Below are 21,236 nucleotides of genomic sequence, written 5' to 3'. Positions count from 1 at the left end.
GCTCCAGCGTGGCGTGAAATAGGCTGAGTTTGTTGAAGATCGCGCGGCGTTGGTAGACCGGCGGCTTGGCCTCAGGTGCTCTGACCCACTTGCGAATCGTGTTGCGCGCCAACCCGGTGCGCTTGGCTATCTCATGCAGCGACAGCTTGTCGCGGAAATACATCCGGCGAATTTTGCCCATCATTTCCATACTGATCACCCTGTGTTCTCCTGCTCAAAAATTGAGCAGAAGCAGTTGAACACCTGGGTCAGTTTTCAGTCGGCAGAACAGCCTCTACTGGGTCAGTTTTCGGTCAGCGGCAACAGGCTGGGTAGCGCAGCTCGTGAGTGAACACCTGAACGGTGTCTTCATCGGCCTTACGCTTCTTGCCTACGTCGCTGTCGGAGCAGACGGCAAAGCTGTGGAGCGGGGTTTCGCTTTCCTGCGTCCATTCGGTGAGGGTCTGCGAAAGCAGAGACAGGCTGGGCACCAGGAACAGCACACGCTTGCCCTTGCCGGCCAGCCGTTCGGCGATCTTCAAGCTGGTAAAGGTTTTACCCGTACCGCAGGCCATGATCAGCTTGCCGCGCTCGGCGTCTTTGAGGCCGGCAGCGGTGGCATTCAATGCGGTCTGTTGGTGATCGCGCAGCTGCTTACGCGCTTTGAGGGCAACGGCTTGGTTGGGCTGGTACTTGGCCCAGTCGATCTGGCTGTCTTCCAAGGCTTGCAGGTCGATCTTGTTGATCGAGAGCTGCTGCCCTTGTAATGCGTCCTCGGCGTGCTCGCTCCAGTTGTTAGTGGTGGCCACGATGATGCGGTGCGAGAACGGTGCCTTGCCGGATGCGGTAAAGAAGCTGTCGATGTCTTTCTTCTGTACGCGGTAGTCCTCGGCGTAAAGTTTGCACTGAATGGCATGGTACTCGCCGGTGCCCTGCGTTTTTGCAACCAGATCGATACCGGTGTCGCGACCGTCTAGCCCTTGTTCCTTTGCCCAGTCGGAATATGCCCACACCTGCTCGTACAGATCACGGTACGTCGCCTCATTGCGCAGGTAGGCACAAATCAGCTCTTCGAAGTAGGTGCCTTTTTCGCGTTCGGTGACGGAAGCGTTGCGAAAGGTATTGAGCAGGGCTGCAAGCGCGGACATCAGTAAAGCTCCATTTTATGTGCCGGCGCAGATTACTTGATCTTGGTGGGGTGGTGTAGGGAAGTAAGGTGGCGGGTGGTGAGAAAAAGGCTGTAGACGAGTGGGTAGATTGCTTAGCGGATCCACATGCTTTCTGAAGAGAAAACGTGTTGCAGACACAGTATGTGTGGGGATGGATGTGGGTATAAATGTATATGCTTTAATAAACTTCAATAAAATCATTAGCTTGCATATTAAAAAACCCGCTCACTGAGCGGGTTTTTTGTTAACTGGGAAAAGCTGGTTTAAACCAGCTGCTCCAGCTCAGGTACTGCGTCGAACAGATCAGCTACCAGGCCGTAATCAGCCACCTGGAAGATCGGCGCTTCTTCGTCCTTGTTGATCGCAACGATCACTTTGGAGTCTTTCATGCCGGCCAGATGCTGGATCGCGCCGGAAATACCAACGGCGATGTACAGCTGTGGTGCAACGATCTTGCCGGTCTGACCGACCTGCATGTCGTTGGGTACGAAACCGGCGTCAACAGCGGCGCGCGAGGCACCTACAGCAGCGCCCAGCTTGTCAGCCAGGGCATAGAGGTGCTTGAAGTTGTCGCCGTTTTGCATGCCACGGCCGCCGGAAACGACGATCTTGGCAGCGGTCAGTTCCGGACGATCGGACTTGGCCAGCTCTTCACCGACAAACGTCGATTTGCCTGCATCCGCTGCACCGCTAACGGCTTCAACAGCAGCACTACCACCTTCAGCCGCAACCGGGTCGAAACCGGTAGCGCGAACGGTGATGACTTTAACGGCAGCGGACGATTGCACAGTGGCAATAGCATTACCGGCGTAGATCGGACGCTTGAAGGTATCAGCGCTTTCAACCGCGATGATTTCCGAGATCTGATCAACGTCCAGTGCAGCGGCAACGCGCGGCAGGATGTTTTTACCGTTGCTGGTGGCAGCAGCCAGGATGTGGCTGTAGCCCTTACCCAGCTCGGCAACCAGCGGCGCAACGTTTTCCGGCAGCTGGTGCGCGAAAGCGGCGCCGTCAGCAACTAGCACCTTGGCCACGCCAGCAATTTTGGCGGCGGCTTCGGCAGCTGCGCCGCAAGCGGCACCGGCAACCAGCACGTGGATGTCACCACCGATCTTCGCAGCAGCTGCAACAGTGTTCAGCGTGGCAGGCGCCAGGGCGGCATTGGTGTGTTCAGCGATAACCAGGATAGTCATTTAGATTACCTTCGCCTCGTTCTTCAATTTCTCGACCAGTTCAGCCACAGACTTGACCTTGATGCCGGCGCTGCGGGTAGCAGGCGCTTCGACTTTGATGGTCTTGACGGTGGAAGCGGTGGAAACGCCCAGATCAGCCGGGGCTACAGTTTCCAGCGGCTTCTTCTTGGCTTTCATGATGTTCGGCAGCGACGCGTAACGCGGCTCATTGAGGCGCAGGTCGGTGGTCACGATGGCCGGCAGGCTCAACGCAACAGTCTGCAGACCGCCGTCGATTTCACGGGTTACGTTGACCTTGTCGCCCGCCACTTCCACTTTCGAAGCGAAGGTGCCTTGAGCGAAACCAGTGAGAGCACCGAGCATTTGGCCGGTCTGGTTGTTGTCGCTGTCGATGGCCTGCTTGCCCATGATGACCAGCTGTGGCTGCTCTTTATCGACAACCGCTTTCAAGAGCTTGGCGACGGCCAGGGAGTTCAGCTCATCCGCCGATTCAACCAGAATGGCACGGTCAGCACCTAGCGCCAGCGCGGTACGCAGCTGCTCTTGAGCAGTGGTCGGGCCGATGGTTACAACAACGATTTCGCTCGCTACGCCCTTCTCTTTCAGGCGTACAGCTTCTTCCACGGCGATTTCGCAGAAAGGGTTCATCGACATCTTGACGTTGGCAAGATCAACGCCGCTGTTGTCCGCTTTGACGCGAACTTTGACGTTGTAGTCGACCACTCGTTTGACAGCTACAAGAACCTTCATGGATTCCTCGTTACTCTCCGGTGAATAAGAATGTCGCCAGAAGCGAACATGGCGGGAACTGCAAACCGGCCGGAACCGGGAGTCGACCAGTAACGGCAGACAAAAACCGCTCGTATCTTGAACGCACGACCTAGGCGGGTCAATACAACGAAGCGGCCAATCGCAAGCGATGTAGTAAGATTCTAACAACCCTACAGAAAATTCAAACAAACGTTTGTATTGGAGCATCGGGAGGCTGCGGATATAATGCGCCAGCATCGCTCACGGAACGAGCTCGATCACCAAATAAAATTAGAGTGCCTTGAGAAGGAGATAGCCTGTGGAACGCGAGTTTATGGAATTCGACGTCGTCATCGTCGGCGCCGGCCCTGCTGGTTTGTCCGCCGCCTGCCGACTGAAGCAGAAAGCAGCCGAAGCCGGTAAAGAAATCAGCGTCTGCGTGGTCGAAAAAGGCTCCGAAGTCGGCGCGCACATTCTGTCCGGTGCCGTATTTGAGCCCCGCGCCCTGAACGAGCTGTTCCCTGACTGGAAAGAGCTTGGTGCGCCGCTCAACACGCCCGTCAAGCGTGATGACATCTACGTACTGACCGGTGCAGATAAATCCACTCGCGTGCCTGATCTGTTCGTTCCCAAGACCATGCACAACCATGGCAACTACATTATTTCTCTCGGCAACCTGTGCCGCTGGCTGGCGCAGCAGGCAGAGAACCTCGGTGTAGAAATCTACCCAGGCTTTGCTGCCCAAGAAGCGCTGATCAACGAGAACGGCTCGGTCTACGGGATTCTAACCGGCGACCTCGGTGTTGACCGCGAAGGCAACCCGAAAGAGGGTTACTACACCCCGGGCATGGAACTGCGTGCCAAATACACTCTGTTCGCCGAAGGCTGCCGCGGCCACATTGGCAAGCAGCTGATCAAGCAATTCAACCTCGACTCCGAAGCCGATGCTCAGCACTACGGTATTGGCATCAAGGAAATCTGGGACATCGACCCAGCCAAGCACGAGCAAGGCCTTGTGGTGCACACCGCCGGCTGGCCGCTGGATATCGCTGGCACCGAAAACACCGGTGGCTCGTTCCTCTATCACCTGGAAAATAATCAGGTAGTCGTTGGCCTGATCGTTGACCTATCGTACAGCAACCCACACCTGTCGCCATTCGATGAGTTCCAGCGCTACAAGCACCACCCAGTGGTTGCACAGTACCTGGAAGGCGGTAAGCGTGTTGCTTACGGCGCTCGCGCGATCGCCAAGGGCGGCCTCAACTCCCTGCCGAAGATGGTCTTCAACGGCGGCGCGCTGATCGGTTGCGACCTCGGCACCCTCAACTTCGCCAAGATCAAGGGCAGCCACACTGCCATGAAGTCCGGCATGCTCGCAGCCGACGCAGTAGCGGACGCACTGTTTGCCGGCAGCGAAGGCGGCGATCAGCTGACCGGTTATGTTGACGGATTCAAGGCCAGCTGGCTGTATGACGAACTGTTCCGCAGCCGTAACTTCGGCCCGGCCATCCATAAGTTCGGCCCGCTGCTCGGCGGTGGTTTCAACTGGGTTGACCAGAACATCTTCGGCGGCAAGATGCCCTTCACCCTGCACGACACCAAGCCGGATTACGCTTGCCTGAAACTGGCGGCTGACTGCGAAAAAATCAGCTACCCGAAACCAGACGGTAAGCTCAGCTTCGACAAGCTCAGCTCGGTATTCCTCTCCAACACTAACCATGAAGAGGAACAACCCTGCCACCTGAAGCTCACCGACCCGAGCATTCCGTTGAGCAAAAACCTGCCGATGTATGACGAGCCCGCGCAGCGCTACTGCCCTGCTGGCGTTTATGAAATCGTCACGCAGGAAGACGGCGAGAAGAAGTTCCAGATCAACGCGCAGAACTGCGTGCACTGCAAAACCTGTGACATCAAGGACCCCGCCCAGAACATCAACTGGGTGGCCCCTGAAGGTACAGGCGGGCCTAACTACCCCAACATGTAAGGCACTAAAAAAGGCTCCCTCGGGAGCCTTTTTTTATGTGGGTTTAAAAGCACACAAACAGTCAGTCTGGTTGCGGACCAATCGGGAAAAACTCGCCACTGCTCCACACACCCAGCCACGCTTTACCCTCAATTTCCCGCACAACCGCCAGCTCGACCAATTGGTAGAACACATTGCGGTGCACCAGCGCCTCCAGATTGGTTCGCACAAGCAGGTACGGCGCAGGCTCCTCAGTCAGCGAGTCCAACTCGACCCGCAACGGGTGCTCGCGACCTGCCACCACCTCATCCTCGACATTAGTGACAAAGCGCAGCACCTGCGCCTCACCCGCACCTTCAACCTGCAGGCTGACTGCCACAAAAGGCGCGTCATCAACCTGAATGCCGACCATTTCCACCGGAGTCACCAGCACATACTTATCGCCGTCGCAACGAATAATGGTGGAGAACAGCTTCACCATCGGCTTACGACCAATCGGTGTGCCCATGTAATACCAGGTGCCATCACGGGCGATGCGCATGTCGATATCGCCGCAGAAATCCGGGTTCCACAGATGCACTGGCGGTGGCGCTTTGCCCTCACCTTTAGGTATTTGCGCCAGCAGATTGCCGGCTTTGTCTGCGTCAGTCATCGATCCTCCTCAATAGCCCAAACCCAACAAGCGCCGCGCATAGTCCTGCAGCGCCGGCCCGATCAAGTCTTCTGGTTTGGCATCATAGAGCGTCAAGAAGCCTCCGCGACTACGAATGCGCGCCGTATCAACCAAATAGCGGGTATTGGTTTCGATCAGCATCAGCTGAATCACCCCGCGATCGGTGCCCAGACGATCCAGCGCTTCCTGATCCTCCCACTCCTCCACAGTGCCGATGCGGTCATCAGCATAAGCAAAGCGGCTGTACAGCAGATAATGGGCCCCAGCCTCGCGCGCCTCGGCCATCGCCTCCTCAAGCCCACGCGGCGACTTGGCGCGACGCACCATCGGGAAATATTCAACGAAGCCTTTATAGGCCTCCTCAGCCACCACATTAGGCCGCGGATAAGCACCGCCCGGCGGCACAAAGTGGCCCTGAGCAATGTAGATGAACGAGTCCGCTTGCAAGCGCCAGGGGCTGGCACGGCGGGTCTGGCTGTGGTCGAGCACACCGACATCGCGCAGCTGATAAATCGCGCCATCGGCCAGATCACTGACCTTCATGCAACCGCCCAGCAGCAACACACCCACAATTAAGAACAGGCTACGCATCACACTTCTCCTGCAGCCGGCGACAGAAAACCAGCAGATAGGGCCTAGATGCAGGTTTCACGCCAGCCCTGCCGCTTAAAGACCGCGCTGCCACACCTGACGCAAATGGGCCTGCTGCGGCTTTTCTATGGCTTCTCGCACTTGCGCCAGCAAGCGCTGCTTATCTGCACCGAGCGCGCCCTTGAGCACCAGATAGTTAGAGGCATGGTCACTGCGAAAGACCGTATCGCGCAGTTCAAGTCCCTGCAGCAAGCGCTCCACCTCGACAAACAGCTGCTGCTGATTCAGCGCTTGGAAATCAGCAAAGTTTTCTCGGAAGCGCGCCTCACCCTGAGGGAAGCTCACCACCAGGGTCGACAGAAACTCTGGCTGAGCCTCGTTCATCAAGCGCGCCGAATTATCAGCATGCTGATCACTCAACACCGTGCCGCCCAAACCGTTGAGGATCATCACCGAGCGGGTGATACCCGCCTGGCCGAGCTTATCCAATGCACTTAGGCTGGACGCATAGGTCTCGCCTTTGTTCACCCGCGCCAGCACTTCGTCATCGCCCGACTCACAGCCGACATACGCCATACCCAGCCCGGCATCAGCCAGCTCCTTGAGCTCTTCCACCGATTTCTTGCGCAAGTTGCGCGGCAGGCAGTAGCTCGACACCCGCGAAACCTCGGGCATGTGCTCACGAATTGCCGCCAGGATGGTCAGCAAGCGGCGCGTAGGCATGACCAGCGCATCACCGTCCGCTAGGAATACCCGCCGGACGATCATTCGCTCGCCGGTCAGGCGAATTTCTTCAAGCACCTGAGCCTCGTCACGGGCGCGAAATTTCTTCTGCTCCTGGGTGTACATTTCGCAAAACGTACACTGATTCCAAGAGCAGCCATTGGTCACCGGCAAGATCAACGAATGGGCTTCGCTGGGCGGCCGGAATACCGGTTCGATGTAGCTGATGGGGAAATCTTGCATGGTCTTTACTCAATGCTGGCGGCCATTTCAGCCGCCAATAATCTTCATCACGGTGGCACCGCCGGTGAACGCGACGTCTTGTTTGTCAGCCAACGCCTTGACCAACATGCCTTGTAGCGCGGGTAACGCTTGATGGCGTGGCTTGTCGAGCAAATCCCCTACATAGTGGCGATTGCTCGATGACAGGCAACCGTGCAGCCAGCCACTCGATGACAAGCGCAGCCGCGAGCAGGTGCGACAGAACGGTACGCTTTCATTGGCGATTACGCCAAAAAAACCCAGCCCTGGGATTTCATAACGCAGTGCCGTGGCATCTAAGGGCGCGACGGCCTGACTGTAGGCATAACGCTGACCAATCATCGCCAGCAACTCAGGCATGCCGACAAACTGGCGCTGAAACGCGTTGGGGTCGCGCGCCAGATGCCCCATACGCATCAATTCGATAAAGCGCAGCTCAAAGCCATTGGCCAAGCAGTAATCGAGCATCGGTAGCACTTGGTCGAGGTTCTGCCCGCGCAGCGGCACCATGTTGATCTTGAGCTGCAACCCCGCCGCACTGGCCTGCTGCAAGCCGTCGAGCACAGTGGCCAGGTCACCACTACGGGCGATGCCGCGAAATGCCGCCGCATCCAGGGTGTCGAGGGAAATATTCAAACGGTGGATACCGCACTCAAGCAGCAACGGCAATTTACGCGTCAGCAACTGAGCGTTGCTGGTCAGGCTGATATCGGCCAAACCCAATTGGCTAACACCGCGTAAAAAGGCGTCTAGTTTGGGGCTGACCAGCGGCTCGCCACCGGTAATGCGTACACGTTCAATGCCGGCCGCCTCAATCAAATAGGCCACGCCACGCAGCATGGCATCAGCAGACAACTCGTCCTGCGCGGCCACCAAACGCTTGCCGTCGGGTACACAGTAGGTACAGGCATAGTTGCAGGCGGCGGTCAGGCTGACACGCAAATTGCGAAAACGTCTGCCCTGGCGGTCAACGATCATGCTCGACTCCAGCAAAGTGAGGCGTCGAGTATAGGGGCGCCGCCCTCGCAGCTGAGCGTTTATCGACGCGCTGAATACCTCAGCTAGCCGGCGCGTCACCCTCGCGCTTGCGCTTGTTGCCCATGCGCACGCCAATATCCATAAGGAATTGGAAGAAGCCTTCCTGATCTTCCAGCACATTGCTCCAGAACGGCGAGTGATACAGCGCCACAGCGCCATGCACCAGCGCCCAGGCGGCGCAATAATGGAAGTACGGCGGCACGTCTTCCAGCTTGCCTTCGGCGATGCGACCTTTAATCAACTGGGTCAGGCGCTCGAAGTTGGAGGCGCGAATTTTGTGCAGCTGCTCAACCATCTCTGGCACCTGATTGCCCTTGACCACCTTCTCTTCCAGGCGGTCAAACAAACGGTAGCGCTGCGGGTCACGCATGCGGAATTCAAAATAGGCACGCGAGAGGGCTTCTTTATCGCGGTCAACGTCAGCCGAATGCAGCAACTCATTCAAGTCTCGCTCGTAATCGAGCATCAGGCGCAGGTAAATTTCGGCCTTGGACTTAAAGTGCTTATAGATGGTGCCTTTACCGATACCAACCGTGTCGGCAATCATCTCCACAGTCACGCTGTCTTCGCCCTGTTCAAGGAAAAGCTTCAGTGCTGTGTCGAGAATTTCCTGTTCGCGGCGGCGAAACTCACGGACCTTGCGGGGTTCTTTATGCATAAAAGGACTAAGGGGTCAAAAAATCGAAGGCGCGTATTATGCCTAACTAACGGCAAATTGCACGGATCATCCGACCATGTACGCAGTTCATGACGAGTTTCCGCAACTTCCCGGCCTGCGCTATTTGAACCACGCAGCCGTCTCACCCTGGCCACAACGGACCGTTGATGCAGTCAGCCGTTTCGCCGTCGAGAACGCCAGAACCGGCGCCCGCGACTATGCGGCCTGGCTACAAGTTGAGCGGCGTTTGCGTGAACGCTTGCAGCGCCTGCTCAACGCACCGACCTGCGCTGATATCGCCTTGCTCAAGAACACCTCCGAGGCATTGTCCTTTGTCGCCTTCGGCATGGATTGGCGGCCAGGCGATCAGGTGGTGATCAGCGATGAAGAATTCCCCTCCAACCGGATTGTCTGGGAAGCCCTCGCCCCGCAGGGCGTCGAGGTGGTGCAGGTCAACCTGCATGCCGGTGATCCGGAGGCAGCCTTGCTGGCCGCCTGTGGCCCGCGCACCCGCCTGATGGCGATCAGCGCCGTGCAATATGCCAGCGGCTTGCGCCTAGACCTGCCACGCCTGGGTCACGGCTGCCAAATACGTGGCGTGCTGCTGTGCATCGATGCTATCCAACAACTCGGCGCCCTGCCCTTCGACGTACAGGCCAGCCAATGCGCGTTCGCCATGGCCGATGGTCACAAGTGGCTGCTTGGCCCGGAAGGGCTCGGGGTGTTCTATTGCCGCAGCGACCTGCGTACGCAGCTGAAACTGCATGAATACGGCTGGCATATGCTGGAGCATGCCGGTGACTACCAACGCCATGACTGGGAGCCGGCACGCAGCGCCCGCCGCTTTGAATGCGGCAGCCCCAACATGCTCGGTGCCATGGCACTGGAGGCCAGCCTGTCACTGCTGGAAGACGTCGGTATGGCGCAGGTCGAACAAGCTCTGCAGGAGCGCATGCAATGGTTGATCGACGACCTGCAAAAGCTCTCAGGCATACGATTTCACAGCCCATTGGCCCGCCAGCAGCGCGCCGGCATTGTGAACTTCAGTCTTGATGGTTGGCAGCAGCCAGTCTTGTTCGAGCGCTTAAAACAGCAACAGGTGATCTGCGCGCAACGCGGTGCTGGGATCCGCTTGTCGCCGCACTTCTACACCAAACCGCAAGTAATCGAGGAAACGCTGCAACTGTTACAGCAGCTGGCTACTGGTTAAGCGCTCAACAGCGCAACCTGTATTCCAAATACGTTTAAGAATGGCGGCGAACGGCCTGGACGATCGGCAATCTTCATCAATACTGATGGTTACTGGTGTGCGGCGTACCCCCCAAGCGCTCCACCAGGCAAGGTACCGTGGACCGCGTACCTTGATTTACTCCTAATGGTCTTAACCCGGCTTCCCCCCAGAGTCCGGGTTTTTTTTATTACCGCCATACATGGTTGTTACGCGACGCTAAGAATTGCTGCGGGCATTTTTACCCAGGGCTCAATTGACTCGGGCCAAAGGAAACAGGCGTTTGAAGTTTGCCGTGGTTTGTTCAGCCAGCTGCTCGAAGCTGACGCCACGCAGTACTGCCAGGTACTCGGCCACATCCCGCACATACTCAGGCAGATTCGGTTTGCCGCGGTGCGGGATGGGCGCCAGGTAAGGCGAGTCAGTTTCCACCAGCAGGCGATCAGCCGGCACCTGACGCGCCACTTCACGCAGCGCGTCAGCATTACGGAAGGTGACAATGCCAGACAGCGAGATATAGAAACCGATATCCAGCGCCGCCTTGGCCATTCCCCAATCTTCGGTAAAGCAGTGCAGCACGCCGGCTTGCGGCAGCGCCGCTTCGCGCAGCAGCGCCAGGGTGTCGGCACGCGCCTCGCGGGTATGCACAATTACCGGCTTGCCGGTAATTCGCGCCGCATCGAGGTGCAGGCGGAAAGATGTTTGCTGCAGCGCAGCGGATTCTGGCTCGTAGTGATAATCCAGTCCCGTTTCGCCAATGGCTACCACCTGCGGATGGTTCAACTCGCCGAGCAACCAGTCCAGCGCTGGCGCGGCGCCTGGCTCAAGGTCGAGCGGGTGTACACCGACCGAGCAATCGACATCGGCATAACACTCGGCCAGGCCTTTGACTGCCGCCGCATTGTCAGCACTGACGCCGATGCAGAGAAAATGACCGACACCGCGCGCACGCGCAGCATCCAGCGCCGCATCCAGTGAACCGTCATAGGCGGCCAAGTCGAGACGATCAAGGTGGCAGTGGGAATCAACTAGCATGGGGAACAATCACTTGAGCATCGGTGCCGCTAAATACGGCACAGGGAGGTACGGAGGAGAGAACACTTACATGGTGTGTGTCGGACGATCTGAGGTGAGCGCACCAGCCAGGTAGGTTTCGATTTTGTTACGCGCAGTGTTGTCACCATCATTGAACTGCACGCCCACACCGGCCGCGCGATTGCCCTGGGCGCCTTTGGGTGTGATCCAAACCACTTTGCCGGCCACCGGAATTTTCTCCGGCTCATCCATCAGGTTTAGCAGCATGAATACTTCATCGCCGAGCTTGTAGCTTTTATTGGTTGGAATAAACAGGCCGCCATTCTTGATAAAGGGCATATAAGCGGCATAAAGCACGGATTTGTCTTTGATTGTCAGCGACAAAATTCCGTTACGCGGGCCCAAGTTAGGAGGCAGACTCATGCGGCATTCCTGATTTTATTCACTTAATGGCCGATTCTAGCCCGGCCCGGGCAAGCTTGCCCACTGCACCAGCAAGGCTTCGAGAAGCAAGACACGGTTAAGGTTAGCCTTACCGATAACTTTTTGACGCTGCGCCAGCACCCAATCCTGCATATTCAGCACTTTCGGTTGCGGGGCTTTCTCCGCCAAGTATTGCACCACTTTGCGCATATCGGCCTGCCCCAGCCCGCCTTCATCGCGCGTCAGCTGGTAACGCAACATCAACTGCGACCACTGACAGAACCAATCGAACAACAACTGCAGGGATACGGTATTCCAGCTTTCGGCCAGCTGGCTGGGTGAAATCTGCTGCTTGAGTAGTTTCTTTACGCCATCCACCACCTGAGCACGCTGAGCGATGACGCCCTGCTCATGCATCTTGGCCGCCACCAGAGGTGAACCCGCAGCAAGGAACAACAACTCGTGATGCTCTTCGGCACTGCAGTCCGGCAATGCCTGCTGTAACCATGCCAAACTCATCGCCTCACTCGGCAATGGACATGCCTGCTGCACGCAGCGGCTTTTAACCGTAGGCAGAAGACGGCTGGGTTGGTGGCTGATCAGCAGCAGCACGGTGTTGCCGGAGGGTTCTTCCAGACTTTTCAGCAATGCGTTGGCGGCATTGATGTTCATCGACTCGGCCGGCTCAACCAGCACCACCTTGCGCCCAGCCAACTGTGCGGTCTGCACGACAAAGCTGACCAGCTCTCGCACCTGATCAACCTTGATCGCCTTGTCGGCTTCTTCCGGCTCAAGAATATAATTATCCGGGTGGGTACCGGCGGCTAACAGGTAACAGGACTTGCACTGACCACAGGCGTTCAACCCGCGGGGCTGCTGGCACAACAGGCTCGCCATCAAGCGCTCTGCCAGGGCGCGCTTACCAATACCGGCTGGCCCATGCAGCAAATAAGCATGGGCATGCTGACTGCGCCCAGCTAACTGCTGCCAGAGCGAGTCTTGCCAAGGATAGGCATCAGCCACGCTGCAGCTCCAACAACTGCGGCACGAGCTTATCCAACACCCGCTGAACGTCACTCAAGGATAGCCCAGCATCGAGAACGCGATAACGCTGCGGTTGCTCGGCCGCACGCCTTAGGTAGGTATGGCGTACCGCATCAAAAAACTGCCGCCCTTCCTGTTCAAAACGATCCAATCTGCCACGTGCTGCTGCGCGAGCCAGGCCCACCTCAATCGGCAAATCGAATATCAGGGTCAAATCCGGGCGTAACGAACCTTGCACAAACTCTTCCAGCAACGCGATGCGCGCTTCAGATAAGCCACGTCCACCGCCCTGGTAGGCATACGTCGCGTCGGTAAAGCGATCACACAGCACAACACAGCCACGCGCCAAGGCTGGACGAATGACCTGCGCCAGGTGCTGGGCACGCGCGGCAAACACCAATAGCAACTCGGTATCAGCGGCCATCGGCTCATCACTGGGCGCCAGCAACAACTCACGCACGCGCTCGGCCAAGGGCGTGCCACCCGGCTCACGGGTCAACAACACATCAACACCCTGCTCACGCAAGCGCTCGGCCAGGTAGTCACGATTGGTGCTTTTACCGGCACCCTCTGGGCCTTCCAAGGTGATAAACAAACCGCTCACAGGTTGTCCTTACTGATTATTGGGTGTGGCAGGCGCTGGGCTTGATCGGTAATCCGCACGGCGCTTGAGCTGATACTCGCGCACTGCGCGGTTGTGTTGCTCAAGGCTATTGGAGAACACGTGGCTGCCATCACCTCGCGCAACAAAATACAGACTTTTGCCCGCCACCGGGTTCAACGCGGCATGAATCGCCTCACGCCCGACTAGTGCGATGGGCGTCGGCGGCATGCCGTCGATGGTGTAGGTGTTGTAGGGCGTGGGCTGACGCAGATCGTTACGGGTAATGCGGCCATTGTAACGCTCACCCATACCGTAGATGACGGTCGGGTCAGTCTGCAGGCGCATACCGATACGCAAACGCCGCACGAACACCCCGGCAATTTCGCCACGCTCTTGCGGCACGCCGGTTTCCTTCTCGATCATCGAAGCCATGATCAGCGCTTCGTAGGGCTCTTTGTAAGGCAAATCCTTGGCGCGCTGCGCCCACTCTTCGGCCAGTACTTTTTCCAGCCGCGCATGCGCATGCTTGAGTAACTCAAGGTCACTCATGCCGCGAACAAAACTGTAAGTGTCAGGAAAGAAACGGCCTTCTGGATTAAGACCCGGCAAGCCAAGCTTCTTCATTAATTCGGCATCACTGAGCCCACTCAGGGTCAGCTCAAGGCGTTTCTCGCGCTCCAGCGCGGCACGCACCTGACGAAAATTCCAGCCTTCAACCAGCGTCAAGCTGTACTGCAACACCTCACCGCGACGCCAAAGGTCGAGCATATCGCTAGCAGTGCTACCCGGCACCAGGCGGTATTCACCACTGTGCAGCGGTTGATCGCGCAAGTTAAAGCGCCAGTACAGGCGCAACCAAAAGGCCTGATCGAGGACGCCATCCGCTTCAAGACGATTAAGCACGCCACCTGGCGTGGCGCCAACGGGCACATCAACCAGGTATTCATCAGTAAGTTTCAGGGGCTGGTGCAACGCGGCGTGTTGTTGCCAGGCAGCAAACGCAACCAGCAAGCCAACCAGCAGCACGCCCCCTTCTAGCAGCAGCAAAATTTTGCGTATCACAAATCAGCAGTCCAGTAGATCGCGGGTAATGGCCTGCAGTTTACGGGTGAGCGGCCCGACGGGCCAGCCGTGCGCAAGCAAAGCGCGCACAGGCCAGATGCCATAGACACTGTTACACAGCATCACTTCGTCAGCAGCCAGCAACTCGGCGTAACTGATATCACGCACCTGGCACTCGATACCCTGCGCATCAGCTTGGGCCAGCAGCTCCGCGCGCATCACCCCGGCCACACCGCAGCGCGATAGATCGGCGGTCATCAGCACACCTGCACTGACAAGCAGAAGGTTGCTGTATACCCCCTCAATCACCCGACCGCTGGTATCCAGCATCAAGCCCTCAGCATGCTCGGCGTCGTGCCACTCACTGCGCGCCAGCACTTGCTCAAGCCGATTGAGATGCTTCAAGCCCGCCAACACAGGCTGCTCGGCTAGGCGGGTAACGCAGGGAAAAAGACGCACGCCGTGCTCGGCATGAGCAGCCGGGTAAGCGGGCTTAGCGCTCGCCTGCAAAATCAACCGAGGCTTTGCAGGCTGCGGCACTGCATAGCCGCGCTGCCCGTCACCACGTGTGAGGATCAGCTTGACCACGCCCTCGCCCAGCTGCTGACTGAACGCCAGTACCTGGGCCCGCACAACAGGCAACTCGACAGGCATTCTCAGCCGCGCACAACCTTCGGCTAAACGTGCCAGATGACGCTCCAGCAAGGTCGGCTGTCCGGCCTTTACCGCGATGGTCTCAAACAGCCCATCGCCGTAGGCCAAGCCGCGATCCTTGACGGACAGCAGCTCGGCCGGCTGGCCATCGACCCAGCTCAGCATCAACCGGCGAACCGGCGGAACACCAGCGAGCCGTTGGTACCACCAAAACCAAAGGAGTTGGACAGCACGACGTCCAGGGCCATGGCCTTGGCCTGGTGCGCGACGAAGTCCAGATCACACCCTTCGTCCGGGTTATCCAGGTTGATGGTCGGCGGCGCCACCTGATCACGCAGCGCGAGGATGCTGAAGATCGCCTCCACAGCACCGGCAGCACCCAGCAGGTGACCGGTCATGGACTTGGTCGAACTGACTGCCAGCTTGTAGGCGTGGTCGCCAAACACCGATTTCACCGCCGCCACTTCGGCCTTATCGCCCGCCGAAGTCGAGGTGCCATGGGCATTGATGTATTGCACCTGCTCAGGATTCACACCCGCATCGCGTAGCGCATTGGCCATGCAACGCGCCGCGCCTGCACCGTCTTCCGGTGGCGAGGTCATGTGGTAGGCATCGCCGCTCATACCAAAGCCGATTAGCTCGGCGTGGATGGTCGCCCCACGCGCCTTAGCGTGCTCCAACTCTTCAAGCACCAACGCACCGGCACCATCGGACAACACAAAGCCATCACGGTCTTTGTCCCACGGACGACTGGCCTTGGCAGGATCATCATTTCGGGTAGACAACGCACGCGCAGCACCAAAGCCGCCCATGCCCAGGCCACAGGCGGCCATCTCGGCACCGCCGGCAACCATCACGTCGGCTTCGCCGTAGACAATATTGCGGGCCGCCATGCCGATGCAGTGAGTGCCCGTGGTACAGGCCGTGGCAATGGCGTAGTTAGGCCCCTGCAGCCCCCAGTGGATCGACAGGAAGCCGGAAATCATATTGATAATCGAGCCGGGCACGAAGAACGGCGAAATGCGCCGCGGCCCTTGCTCATGCAACGATTTACAGTTGTTCTCGATATTGGTCAGGCCGCCGATACCGGAGCCCATGGCCACACCAATGCGCTCACGGTTGGCATCGGTGACTTCCAGACCGGAGTTGCGCATCGCCTGGAAACTGGCGCCGAGGCCGTACTGGATAAACAAATCGAGTTTGCGCGCCTCTTTGGCGGACAAATACTCTTCAACATTAAAATTCTTAACCGCCCCACCAAAACGAGTGGAGTAAGCGGAAAGGTCCATATGCTCAAGCAGACCGATGCCACTGCGCCCGGCCAAAATGCCCTGCCAGCTACTCGGCACATCGTTACCCAATGGCGACAGCATGCCCATACCGGTAACCACGACGCGTCTACGCGACACAGCAATCTCCTTTTCTAGTTTTCAACGCTTGGAATGCGCTTAAAGAAAAGCCGCACGCCTGATCAAGGGCGTGCGGCTTTTCCGAGTCGGGAACCGACGATTACGTTTTACGCGTGAGCGGTAACGTAGTCGATCGCTTCCTGAACGGTGGTGATCTTCTCGGCTTGCTCGTCCGGGATCTCGGTCTCGAATTCTTCCTCGAGAGCCATCACCAGCTCAACGGTGTCAAGAGAGTCGGCACCCAGGTCTTCGACGAAGGAAGCGCTGTTGGTTACTTCCTCTTCTTTAACGCCCAGTTGCTCAGCAACGATTTTCTTGACGCGCTCTTCGATGGTGCTCATACGTTGTTCTCACTCCTAATGGGACAATCCAGGCCACTGTTCAGCAGCCAAGTGTATAGAAAGGGTTTTTAGCATTTCAAGCTGAATGCCGGGGAGCCCCACGAACACTTCAACGATCTGCCTATAAATCTATTACAGCTTTATAACGGATTTTAGACAGCATCTATGACAGTTTTCTGAAGCCATCCGTCACATTCAGCTCATGTACATTCCACCGTTCACAGGGATAGTAGCGCCTGTGACGTAAGCTGCGCCATCAGAAGCGAGGAAAGCGACCACTTTTGCGATCTCTTCAGCCTGCCCCAAACGGCCCAGCGGAATCTGAGTAAGCAGCGCATCACGCTGCGCTTCAGGCAATTCACGGGTCATATCGGTGTCGATAAAACCAGGCGCCACCGCATTCACGGTAATCGCCCGCGAGCCCACTTCACGTGCCAGCGCACGGCCAAAACCTTCAAGGCCGGCCTTGGAAGCCGCGTAGTTAACCTGCCCGCCATTGCCCATGGCACCCACCACCGAACCGATGTTGATGATGCGCCCGTAGCGTGCCTTGGTCATACCGCGCAGCACGGCCTTGGTCAGCCGATACAGGCTGCTCAAGTTCGTGTTGATCACATCAAACCATTCGTCGTCTTTCATCCGCAGCATCAGGTTATCGCGGGTGATGCCGGCGTTATTGACCAAGATCAACGGCTGACCAAGGTGTTGCTGAATATGTTCGAGGGTACTGGCAACCGACTCACTGTCACTGACATCCAGTACCAAACCGGCACCTTCAATGCCATTAGCCTTCAGGGTTTCCGCGATACGCTCAGCACCCGAGGCCGACGTAGCAGTGCCAATCACCACCGCGCCTTGACGACCCAACTCCAGGGCAATCGCCTGACCAATGCCACGGCTCGCGCCGGTGACTAATGCAACCTTACCTTGCAGGCTCATAACGTTTCTCCTTAATCAGACCAGAGCCGCAAGCGCCGCAGCGAAGGCGTCTGGGGTGTCTAGGTTGTGGGTATTGATGCCTTTAACGCAGCGCTTGTTCAAACCAGACAACACTTTGCCCGGCCCACACTCAACCAAATCAGTCACGCCCTGCGCGGACAGACAAACGATTGACTCAACCCAGCGCACTGGGCTGTAGAGCTGAGCCAGCAAATCACGCTTGAGCCCGTCCAGATCAGTCACTGCTGCAGCACTGACGTTCTGCACCAAAGCAATTTGCGGCGCCTGCCAGTCAATCGCCGCCACCGCCTCAGCAAAGCGCTCAGCCGCTGGGTGCATAAGCGCGCAGTGCGATGGCACGCTGACCGGCAATGGCATGGCGCGCTTTGCACCACGAGCCTTGCAGGCCTCAATGGCCCGCTCGACAGCAGCCTTACCGCCCGCAATCACCACCTGACCCGGCGCGTTGAAATTTACTGCGCTGACCACCTCACCCTGCGCCGCTTCGGCGCAAGCAGCCAGCACGCCAGCATCTTCCAAACCAAGAATCGCCGCCATCCCGCCCTGCCCGGCCGGAACAGCCTGCTGCATCAGCTGCCCACGATGCTCGACCAACTTGACCGCAGCGCCCAACGACAGGCTACCGGCGGCAACCAGAGCCGAATACTCACCCAGGCTATGGCCGGCGACGAACGCCGGACGCGCTGCACTCTCAGCCAGCCACGCACGCCACAACGCCACAGAGGCGGTCAGAATTGCCGGCTGGGTTTTATCGGTTTGATTGAGTTGCTCTTCAGGGCCCTGCTGAGTAAGCGCCCAGAGGTCATAGCCAAGGGCTTCGGAAGCCTCGGCGAACGTATCAAGAATCAGCGGCCGCTGTGTACCATGCTCGGCAAGCATGGACAAAGACTGGGAACCCTGACCTGGAAAGACGAATGCGAGAGATGCAGACATGGAAACCTGTTCCTAATGTTCGTGATCGTCGGTAATGCGCGCTCAGCTTAGCCAAGCGCAAGAAACTGACAGTTGGATGACAGGCTGCCCGTTGCGGTCACATTCTAAAGCAGGTGCTTGTCCAGTCGCCCCTGCAAGCGCCGCGGCAAATCTTCCTCAATCTCCCGCAAGGCTCGGCGAATGGCGCTTTTAAAGCCCTCTTGGCCGGCTGCACCATGGCTTTTCAGCACAATACCCTGCAGCCCAACCAAGCTCGCACCATTGTGTTTAGCGGGGGTCAACTCACCCCGCAAACGCCGCAACAGCGGTAACGCCAACAGCCCAACCATTCGCGCAACCAGGCTGGAGTTGAACAACGCTTCAATCCGCCCAGCAATCATCACCGCCAGGCCTTCACTCGACTTGAGCAGGACATTACCGACAAAGCCATCACACACCACCACGTCAGCCTCGCCCCGGTAAAGCCCGTCCCCCTCCACAAAGCCGATGTAATTCAAACCCTCGGCCTGCTGCAGCAAGCTGGCCGCCAACTTAACCTGCTGGTTGCCTTTGATGTCCTCGGTACCCACATTCAACAACGCCACACGCGGGCGCGCCGCACCTAACACCTCAGCCGCCACCGAACCCATCACCGCAAATTGATAGAGGTGCTCGGCACTGCAATCGACATTCGCACCCAGGTCAAGCAAATGACAAAACCCCGCCTGCGTCGGAACAGCCGCGATCATGGCCGGACGATCAATGCCGGGCAGAGTTTTCAGCACATGACGCGACAAAGCCATCAGCGCCCCGGTATTACCGGCACTGACACAGGCTTGCGCCACACCATCGCGAACCAACTCCAGACTGACACGCATCGACGAACCGGGCTTACTGCGCAAGGCCTGAGCAGGCTGATCACTCATGCCAATGATTTCATCAGCATGCTCAACACGCAGGCGCGCGCGATCCACACCAGAATGGCGTGCAATCAACGATTCAATAAGTTCAGATTGGCCGACAAGGACCAGGTGCAACGAAGGGTATTCAGCCAAGCAGGAGATGCAGGCTGGAACAATGCAGTGGGGACCGAAATCCCCACCCATTGCATCAATCGCGATGATTGGAACGGACAAGATTTACTCGTCAGCGCCCTTATCAATCACTTTGCGGCCACGGTAAACGCCTTCTGGCGATACGTGGTGACGCAGATGCATTTCACCGGTGGTTTTCTCAACCGACAAGGTGCTTGCAGTGAGAGCATCGTGCGAACGACGCATGTCACGGGCGGAACGGGATTTTTTGTTCTGCTGAACAGCCATAACTAATTAACTCCTAAACGTTTGGGTCACGCTTTAACTGCGCCAATACACTGAACGGGTTGGACCGCGTTACCTCGTCCTCGCTCGACTCGGGCTCTTCGAGGCCGGCCGGCTGCTGGCAATCTTTAGGGTCATGAGCCGGGACAATGGGCAAAGCGAGCAAGAGCTCCTCTTCAACCAGCGCCAGCAGATCCAATGGGTCTTCATCCAACTCAATAACGTCATAGCCTTGCGGCACTGACTGGGTATTCCCACCTACTTTCACCACAGCGTAATCACACTCGCTGTGGATCGGCAAAGTGACTAGTTCCAGACAACGCTGGCAAACCATCTTGACCTCAACCTCGAGCTCGCTGTGAAAAACCACAGCATTGCGCTCGTCGCGCTCGAAAGAGAACTTCGTACGCACCATGCCTTGGTTATCGGCAAGCGGGCCGCAGAGGCGCTGTAAATCTGCAAGCTGCAGCTTACCTTCAAGGGTAGCGCTGCGGTCGGCTAATTTACGCGGATCAACGTGAGGTGGAATCGGGTCATTTGACATAGGCGGCGCATTCTAGGGATGCAACCCACCCCTGTCAAAGGAAATTCGGCCTGTCCAGCATTTGAGGTGATGGATAGAATCCACCACTCACCAGACAACCCAATACAGGAAATCGCCGTGCTGCCCTTGGTGCTCGCTTCAAGCTCACCCTACCGCCGTGAACTCCTCGCCCGCCTGTGCCTGCCATTCACCTGGAGCACGCCGGATATCGACGAATCAAGGCGCGCCAATGAAGACGCAGAAGCCCTCGTACGCCGACTATCACAGGAAAAAGCTCAAGCACTGAGCGCAGCCCACCCGCAACACCTGATCATCGGATCGGACCAGGTCGCAGTACTGGGCGCACAAATCCTCGGCAAGCCTCACACCCTTGAACGCGCCTGCGAGCAGCTAATGGCCGCCAGCGGCAACAGCGTGGTTTTTCTGACCGGACTTACCCTACTTAATAGCGCAACCGGCCAGCAGCAAACCGACTGCGTACCTTTCACCGCGCACTTCCGCCCTCTCAGCGAAGCACAAATCATGCGCTACCTGACTGCCGAGCAACCCTTCGATTGCGCCGGCAGCTTCAAAGCCGAAGGCCTGGGCATCAGCCTATTTCGCAGCACAGAAGGCAGCGACAGCAACAGCCTGATCGGCCTACCACTGATCCGCCTGGTGGATATGCTGCACGCCAACGGCATCGAACTCCCCTAAAGCAAAA

23 protein-coding genes and 2 pseudogenes are annotated in these 21,236 nt (G+C 57.8%); 3 read left to right on the top strand and 22 right to left on the bottom strand.

Going from position 1 to position 21,236, the window contains the following annotated elements:
* From SOP97_RS09105 to SOP97_RS09090, 4 genes and pseudogenes are all read right to left on the bottom strand, one after another.
* Positions 1–181: pseudogene (locus tag SOP97_RS09105) on the bottom strand (IS21 family transposase); the annotation flags it as partial.
* A 124-nt stretch (positions 182–305) separates the two neighbouring features.
* A pseudogene (locus tag SOP97_RS09100) lies at positions 306–1,127 on the bottom strand (restriction endonuclease); the annotation flags it as partial.
* 284 nt (positions 1,128–1,411) lie between these two features.
* Positions 1,412–2,341, bottom strand: coding sequence for an electron transfer flavoprotein subunit alpha/FixB family protein (locus tag SOP97_RS09095; RefSeq protein WP_322949000.1), 930 nt, complete (start codon positions 2,339–2,341; stop codon positions 1,412–1,414).
* Positions 2,342–3,091 (bottom strand): electron transfer flavoprotein subunit beta/FixA family protein, encoded by a 750-nt coding sequence (locus tag SOP97_RS09090; protein ID WP_322948999.1) that lies wholly within the window; start codon positions 3,089–3,091, stop codon positions 2,342–2,344.
* 319 nt (positions 3,092–3,410) lie between these two features.
* Here SOP97_RS09090 and SOP97_RS09085 point away from each other — a divergent pair, with 319 nt between their 5' ends.
* The gene (locus SOP97_RS09085) at positions 3,411–5,075 is read left to right on the top strand and encodes an electron transfer flavoprotein-ubiquinone oxidoreductase (protein WP_322948998.1); all 1,665 of its coding nucleotides are present in this window, start codon (positions 3,411–3,413) and stop codon (positions 5,073–5,075) included.
* Positions 5,076–5,136: 61 nt separating this feature from the next.
* Here the strand turns inward: SOP97_RS09085 and SOP97_RS09080 are convergent, their stop codons facing one another.
* The 5 genes from SOP97_RS09080 to SOP97_RS09060 all read right to left on the bottom strand — a co-directional run bounded on the left by SOP97_RS09080 (position 5,137) and on the right by SOP97_RS09060 (position 8,998).
* The gene (locus SOP97_RS09080; protein ID WP_322948997.1) at positions 5,137–5,706 is read right to left on the bottom strand and encodes a DUF1285 domain-containing protein; all 570 of its coding nucleotides are present in this window, start codon (positions 5,704–5,706) and stop codon (positions 5,137–5,139) included.
* Between the two features lie 9 nt (positions 5,707–5,715).
* Positions 5,716–6,318, bottom strand: a complete 603-nt coding sequence (locus tag SOP97_RS09075; protein WP_322948996.1) for a DUF4823 domain-containing protein — start codon at positions 6,316–6,318, stop codon at positions 5,716–5,718.
* A gap of 75 nt (positions 6,319–6,393) precedes the next feature.
* On the bottom strand, positions 6,394–7,284 hold the full coding sequence (locus SOP97_RS09070; protein ID WP_322948995.1) for a radical SAM protein: 891 nt from the start codon (positions 7,282–7,284) through the stop codon (positions 6,394–6,396).
* A gap of 27 nt (positions 7,285–7,311) precedes the next feature.
* The gene (locus tag SOP97_RS09065; protein WP_322948994.1) at positions 7,312–8,280 is read right to left on the bottom strand and encodes a GTP 3',8-cyclase MoaA; all 969 of its coding nucleotides are present in this window, start codon (positions 8,278–8,280) and stop codon (positions 7,312–7,314) included.
* Between the two features lie 79 nt (positions 8,281–8,359).
* On the bottom strand, positions 8,360–8,998 hold the full coding sequence (locus SOP97_RS09060; protein ID WP_322948993.1) for a TetR/AcrR family transcriptional regulator: 639 nt from the start codon (positions 8,996–8,998) through the stop codon (positions 8,360–8,362).
* Between the two features lie 76 nt (positions 8,999–9,074).
* On the opposite strand from SOP97_RS09060, the gene SOP97_RS09055 reads away from it, so the two are divergent.
* Entirely contained in the window at positions 9,075–10,208 is a 1,134-nt protein-coding gene (locus SOP97_RS09055) for an aminotransferase class V-fold PLP-dependent enzyme (RefSeq protein WP_322948992.1), read from the top strand.
* A gap of 270 nt (positions 10,209–10,478) precedes the next feature.
* On the opposite strand, the gene SOP97_RS09050 is transcribed toward SOP97_RS09055, so the two are convergent.
* From SOP97_RS09050 to SOP97_RS08990, 13 genes are all read right to left on the bottom strand, one after another.
* Positions 10,479–11,261: a TatD family hydrolase gene (locus tag SOP97_RS09050; protein WP_322948991.1), complete on the bottom strand. Its 783-nt coding sequence runs from the start codon at positions 11,259–11,261 to the stop codon at positions 10,479–10,481.
* Positions 11,262–11,327: 66 nt separating this feature from the next.
* Positions 11,328–11,684, bottom strand: coding sequence for a PilZ domain-containing protein (locus tag SOP97_RS09045; RefSeq protein WP_090238100.1), 357 nt, complete (start codon positions 11,682–11,684; stop codon positions 11,328–11,330).
* Positions 11,685–11,720: 36 nt separating this feature from the next.
* On the bottom strand, positions 11,721–12,707 hold the full coding sequence (locus SOP97_RS09040; protein ID WP_322948990.1) for a DNA polymerase III subunit delta': 987 nt from the start codon (positions 12,705–12,707) through the stop codon (positions 11,721–11,723).
* Complete coding sequence (gene tmk, locus SOP97_RS09035; protein WP_322948989.1) at positions 12,700–13,332, bottom strand: dTMP kinase; 633 nt, start codon at positions 13,330–13,332, stop codon at positions 12,700–12,702. Before tmk ends, SOP97_RS09040 begins: the two co-directional genes overlap by 8 nt.
* A 9-nt stretch (positions 13,333–13,341) precedes the next feature.
* Positions 13,342–14,394, bottom strand: a complete 1,053-nt coding sequence (mltG, locus tag SOP97_RS09030; protein WP_322948988.1) for an endolytic transglycosylase MltG — start codon at positions 14,392–14,394, stop codon at positions 13,342–13,344.
* 3 nt (positions 14,395–14,397) lie between these two features.
* Positions 14,398–15,213, bottom strand: coding sequence for an aminodeoxychorismate lyase (gene pabC / locus SOP97_RS09025; RefSeq protein ID WP_322948987.1), 816 nt, complete (start codon positions 15,211–15,213; stop codon positions 14,398–14,400).
* On the bottom strand, positions 15,213–16,457 hold the full coding sequence (gene fabF, locus SOP97_RS09020) for a beta-ketoacyl-ACP synthase II (RefSeq protein ID WP_274089109.1): 1,245 nt from the start codon (positions 16,455–16,457) through the stop codon (positions 15,213–15,215). Before fabF ends, pabC begins: the two co-directional genes overlap by 1 nt.
* A 107-nt stretch (positions 16,458–16,564) precedes the next feature.
* Positions 16,565–16,798: an acyl carrier protein gene (gene acpP / locus SOP97_RS09015; RefSeq protein ID WP_058066290.1), complete on the bottom strand. Its 234-nt coding sequence runs from the start codon at positions 16,796–16,798 to the stop codon at positions 16,565–16,567.
* Between the two features lie 195 nt (positions 16,799–16,993).
* Positions 16,994–17,737, bottom strand: a complete 744-nt coding sequence (gene fabG, locus SOP97_RS09010) for a 3-oxoacyl-ACP reductase FabG (RefSeq protein ID WP_274089110.1) — start codon at positions 17,735–17,737, stop codon at positions 16,994–16,996.
* Positions 17,738–17,752: 15 nt separating this feature from the next.
* Complete coding sequence (fabD, locus tag SOP97_RS09005) at positions 17,753–18,691, bottom strand: ACP S-malonyltransferase (protein ID WP_322948985.1); 939 nt, start codon at positions 18,689–18,691, stop codon at positions 17,753–17,755.
* Between the two features lie 104 nt (positions 18,692–18,795).
* Positions 18,796–19,806 (bottom strand): phosphate acyltransferase PlsX, encoded by a 1,011-nt coding sequence (plsX, locus tag SOP97_RS09000; protein WP_322948984.1) that lies wholly within the window; start codon positions 19,804–19,806, stop codon positions 18,796–18,798.
* Between the two features lie 3 nt (positions 19,807–19,809).
* Positions 19,810–19,992, bottom strand: a complete 183-nt coding sequence (gene rpmF, locus SOP97_RS08995; RefSeq protein ID WP_090238127.1) for a 50S ribosomal protein L32 — start codon at positions 19,990–19,992, stop codon at positions 19,810–19,812.
* Positions 19,993–20,005: 13 nt separating this feature from the next.
* Positions 20,006–20,533, bottom strand: coding sequence for a YceD family protein (locus SOP97_RS08990; RefSeq protein ID WP_274089113.1), 528 nt, complete (start codon positions 20,531–20,533; stop codon positions 20,006–20,008).
* 69 nt (positions 20,534–20,602) lie between these two features.
* On the opposite strand from SOP97_RS08990, the gene SOP97_RS08985 reads away from it, so the two are divergent.
* A complete protein-coding gene (locus SOP97_RS08985) occupies positions 20,603–21,229 on the top strand; it encodes a Maf family protein (RefSeq protein ID WP_411912045.1) in 627 nt (208 codons plus the stop codon).
* Positions 21,230–21,236: the final 7 nt, after the last annotated feature.

Source organism: Pseudomonas spirodelae (assembly GCF_034653255.1).
Taxonomy (GTDB): Bacteria; Pseudomonadota; Gammaproteobacteria; order Pseudomonadales; family Pseudomonadaceae; genus Aquipseudomonas; species Aquipseudomonas spirodelae.
Note: the sequence above shows the minus strand (reverse complement) of the source record. Positions and strands in the feature narration are given on the sequence as shown.

Excerpts from the sequence above, each read along its gene's own strand:
- pabC (WP_322948987.1), bottom strand. The coding sequence starts at position 15,213 with ATGCTGAGCTGGGTCGATGGCCAGCCGGCCGAGCTGCTGTCCGTCAAG.
- rpmF (WP_090238127.1), bottom strand. The coding sequence starts at position 19,992 with ATGGCTGTTCAGCAGAACAAAAAATCCCGTTCCGCCCGTGACATGCGT.
- SOP97_RS08990 (WP_274089113.1), bottom strand. The coding sequence starts at position 20,533 with ATGTCAAATGACCCGATTCCACCTCACGTTGATCCGCGTAAATTAGCC.
- SOP97_RS09060 (WP_322948993.1), bottom strand. The coding sequence starts at position 8,998 with ATGCATAAAGAACCCCGCAAGGTCCGTGAGTTTCGCCGCCGCGAACAG.
- fabG (WP_274089110.1), bottom strand. The coding sequence starts at position 17,737 with ATGAGCCTGCAAGGTAAGGTTGCATTAGTCACCGGCGCGAGCCGTGGC.
- SOP97_RS08985 (WP_411912045.1), top strand. The coding sequence starts at position 20,603 with ATGGATAGAATCCACCACTCACCAGACAACCCAATACAGGAAATCGCC.
- SOP97_RS09080 (WP_322948997.1), bottom strand. The coding sequence starts at position 5,706 with ATGACTGACGCAGACAAAGCCGGCAATCTGCTGGCGCAAATACCTAAA.
- acpP (WP_058066290.1), bottom strand. The coding sequence starts at position 16,798 with ATGAGCACCATCGAAGAGCGCGTCAAGAAAATCGTTGCTGAGCAACTG.
- SOP97_RS09095 (WP_322949000.1), bottom strand. The coding sequence starts at position 2,341 with ATGACTATCCTGGTTATCGCTGAACACACCAATGCCGCCCTGGCGCCT.
- SOP97_RS09090 (WP_322948999.1), bottom strand. The coding sequence starts at position 3,091 with ATGAAGGTTCTTGTAGCTGTCAAACGAGTGGTCGACTACAACGTCAAA.
- SOP97_RS09075 (WP_322948996.1), bottom strand. The coding sequence starts at position 6,318 with ATGCGTAGCCTGTTCTTAATTGTGGGTGTGTTGCTGCTGGGCGGTTGC.
- SOP97_RS09045 (WP_090238100.1), bottom strand. The coding sequence starts at position 11,684 with ATGAGTCTGCCTCCTAACTTGGGCCCGCGTAACGGAATTTTGTCGCTG.
- SOP97_RS09050 (WP_322948991.1), bottom strand. The coding sequence starts at position 11,261 with ATGCTAGTTGATTCCCACTGCCACCTTGATCGTCTCGACTTGGCCGCC.
- fabD (WP_322948985.1), bottom strand. The coding sequence starts at position 18,691 with ATGTCTGCATCTCTCGCATTCGTCTTTCCAGGTCAGGGTTCCCAGTCT.
- SOP97_RS09055 (WP_322948992.1), top strand. The coding sequence starts at position 9,075 with ATGTACGCAGTTCATGACGAGTTTCCGCAACTTCCCGGCCTGCGCTAT.
- SOP97_RS09070 (WP_322948995.1), bottom strand. The coding sequence starts at position 7,284 with ATGCAAGATTTCCCCATCAGCTACATCGAACCGGTATTCCGGCCGCCC.
- SOP97_RS09065 (WP_322948994.1), bottom strand. The coding sequence starts at position 8,280 with ATGATCGTTGACCGCCAGGGCAGACGTTTTCGCAATTTGCGTGTCAGC.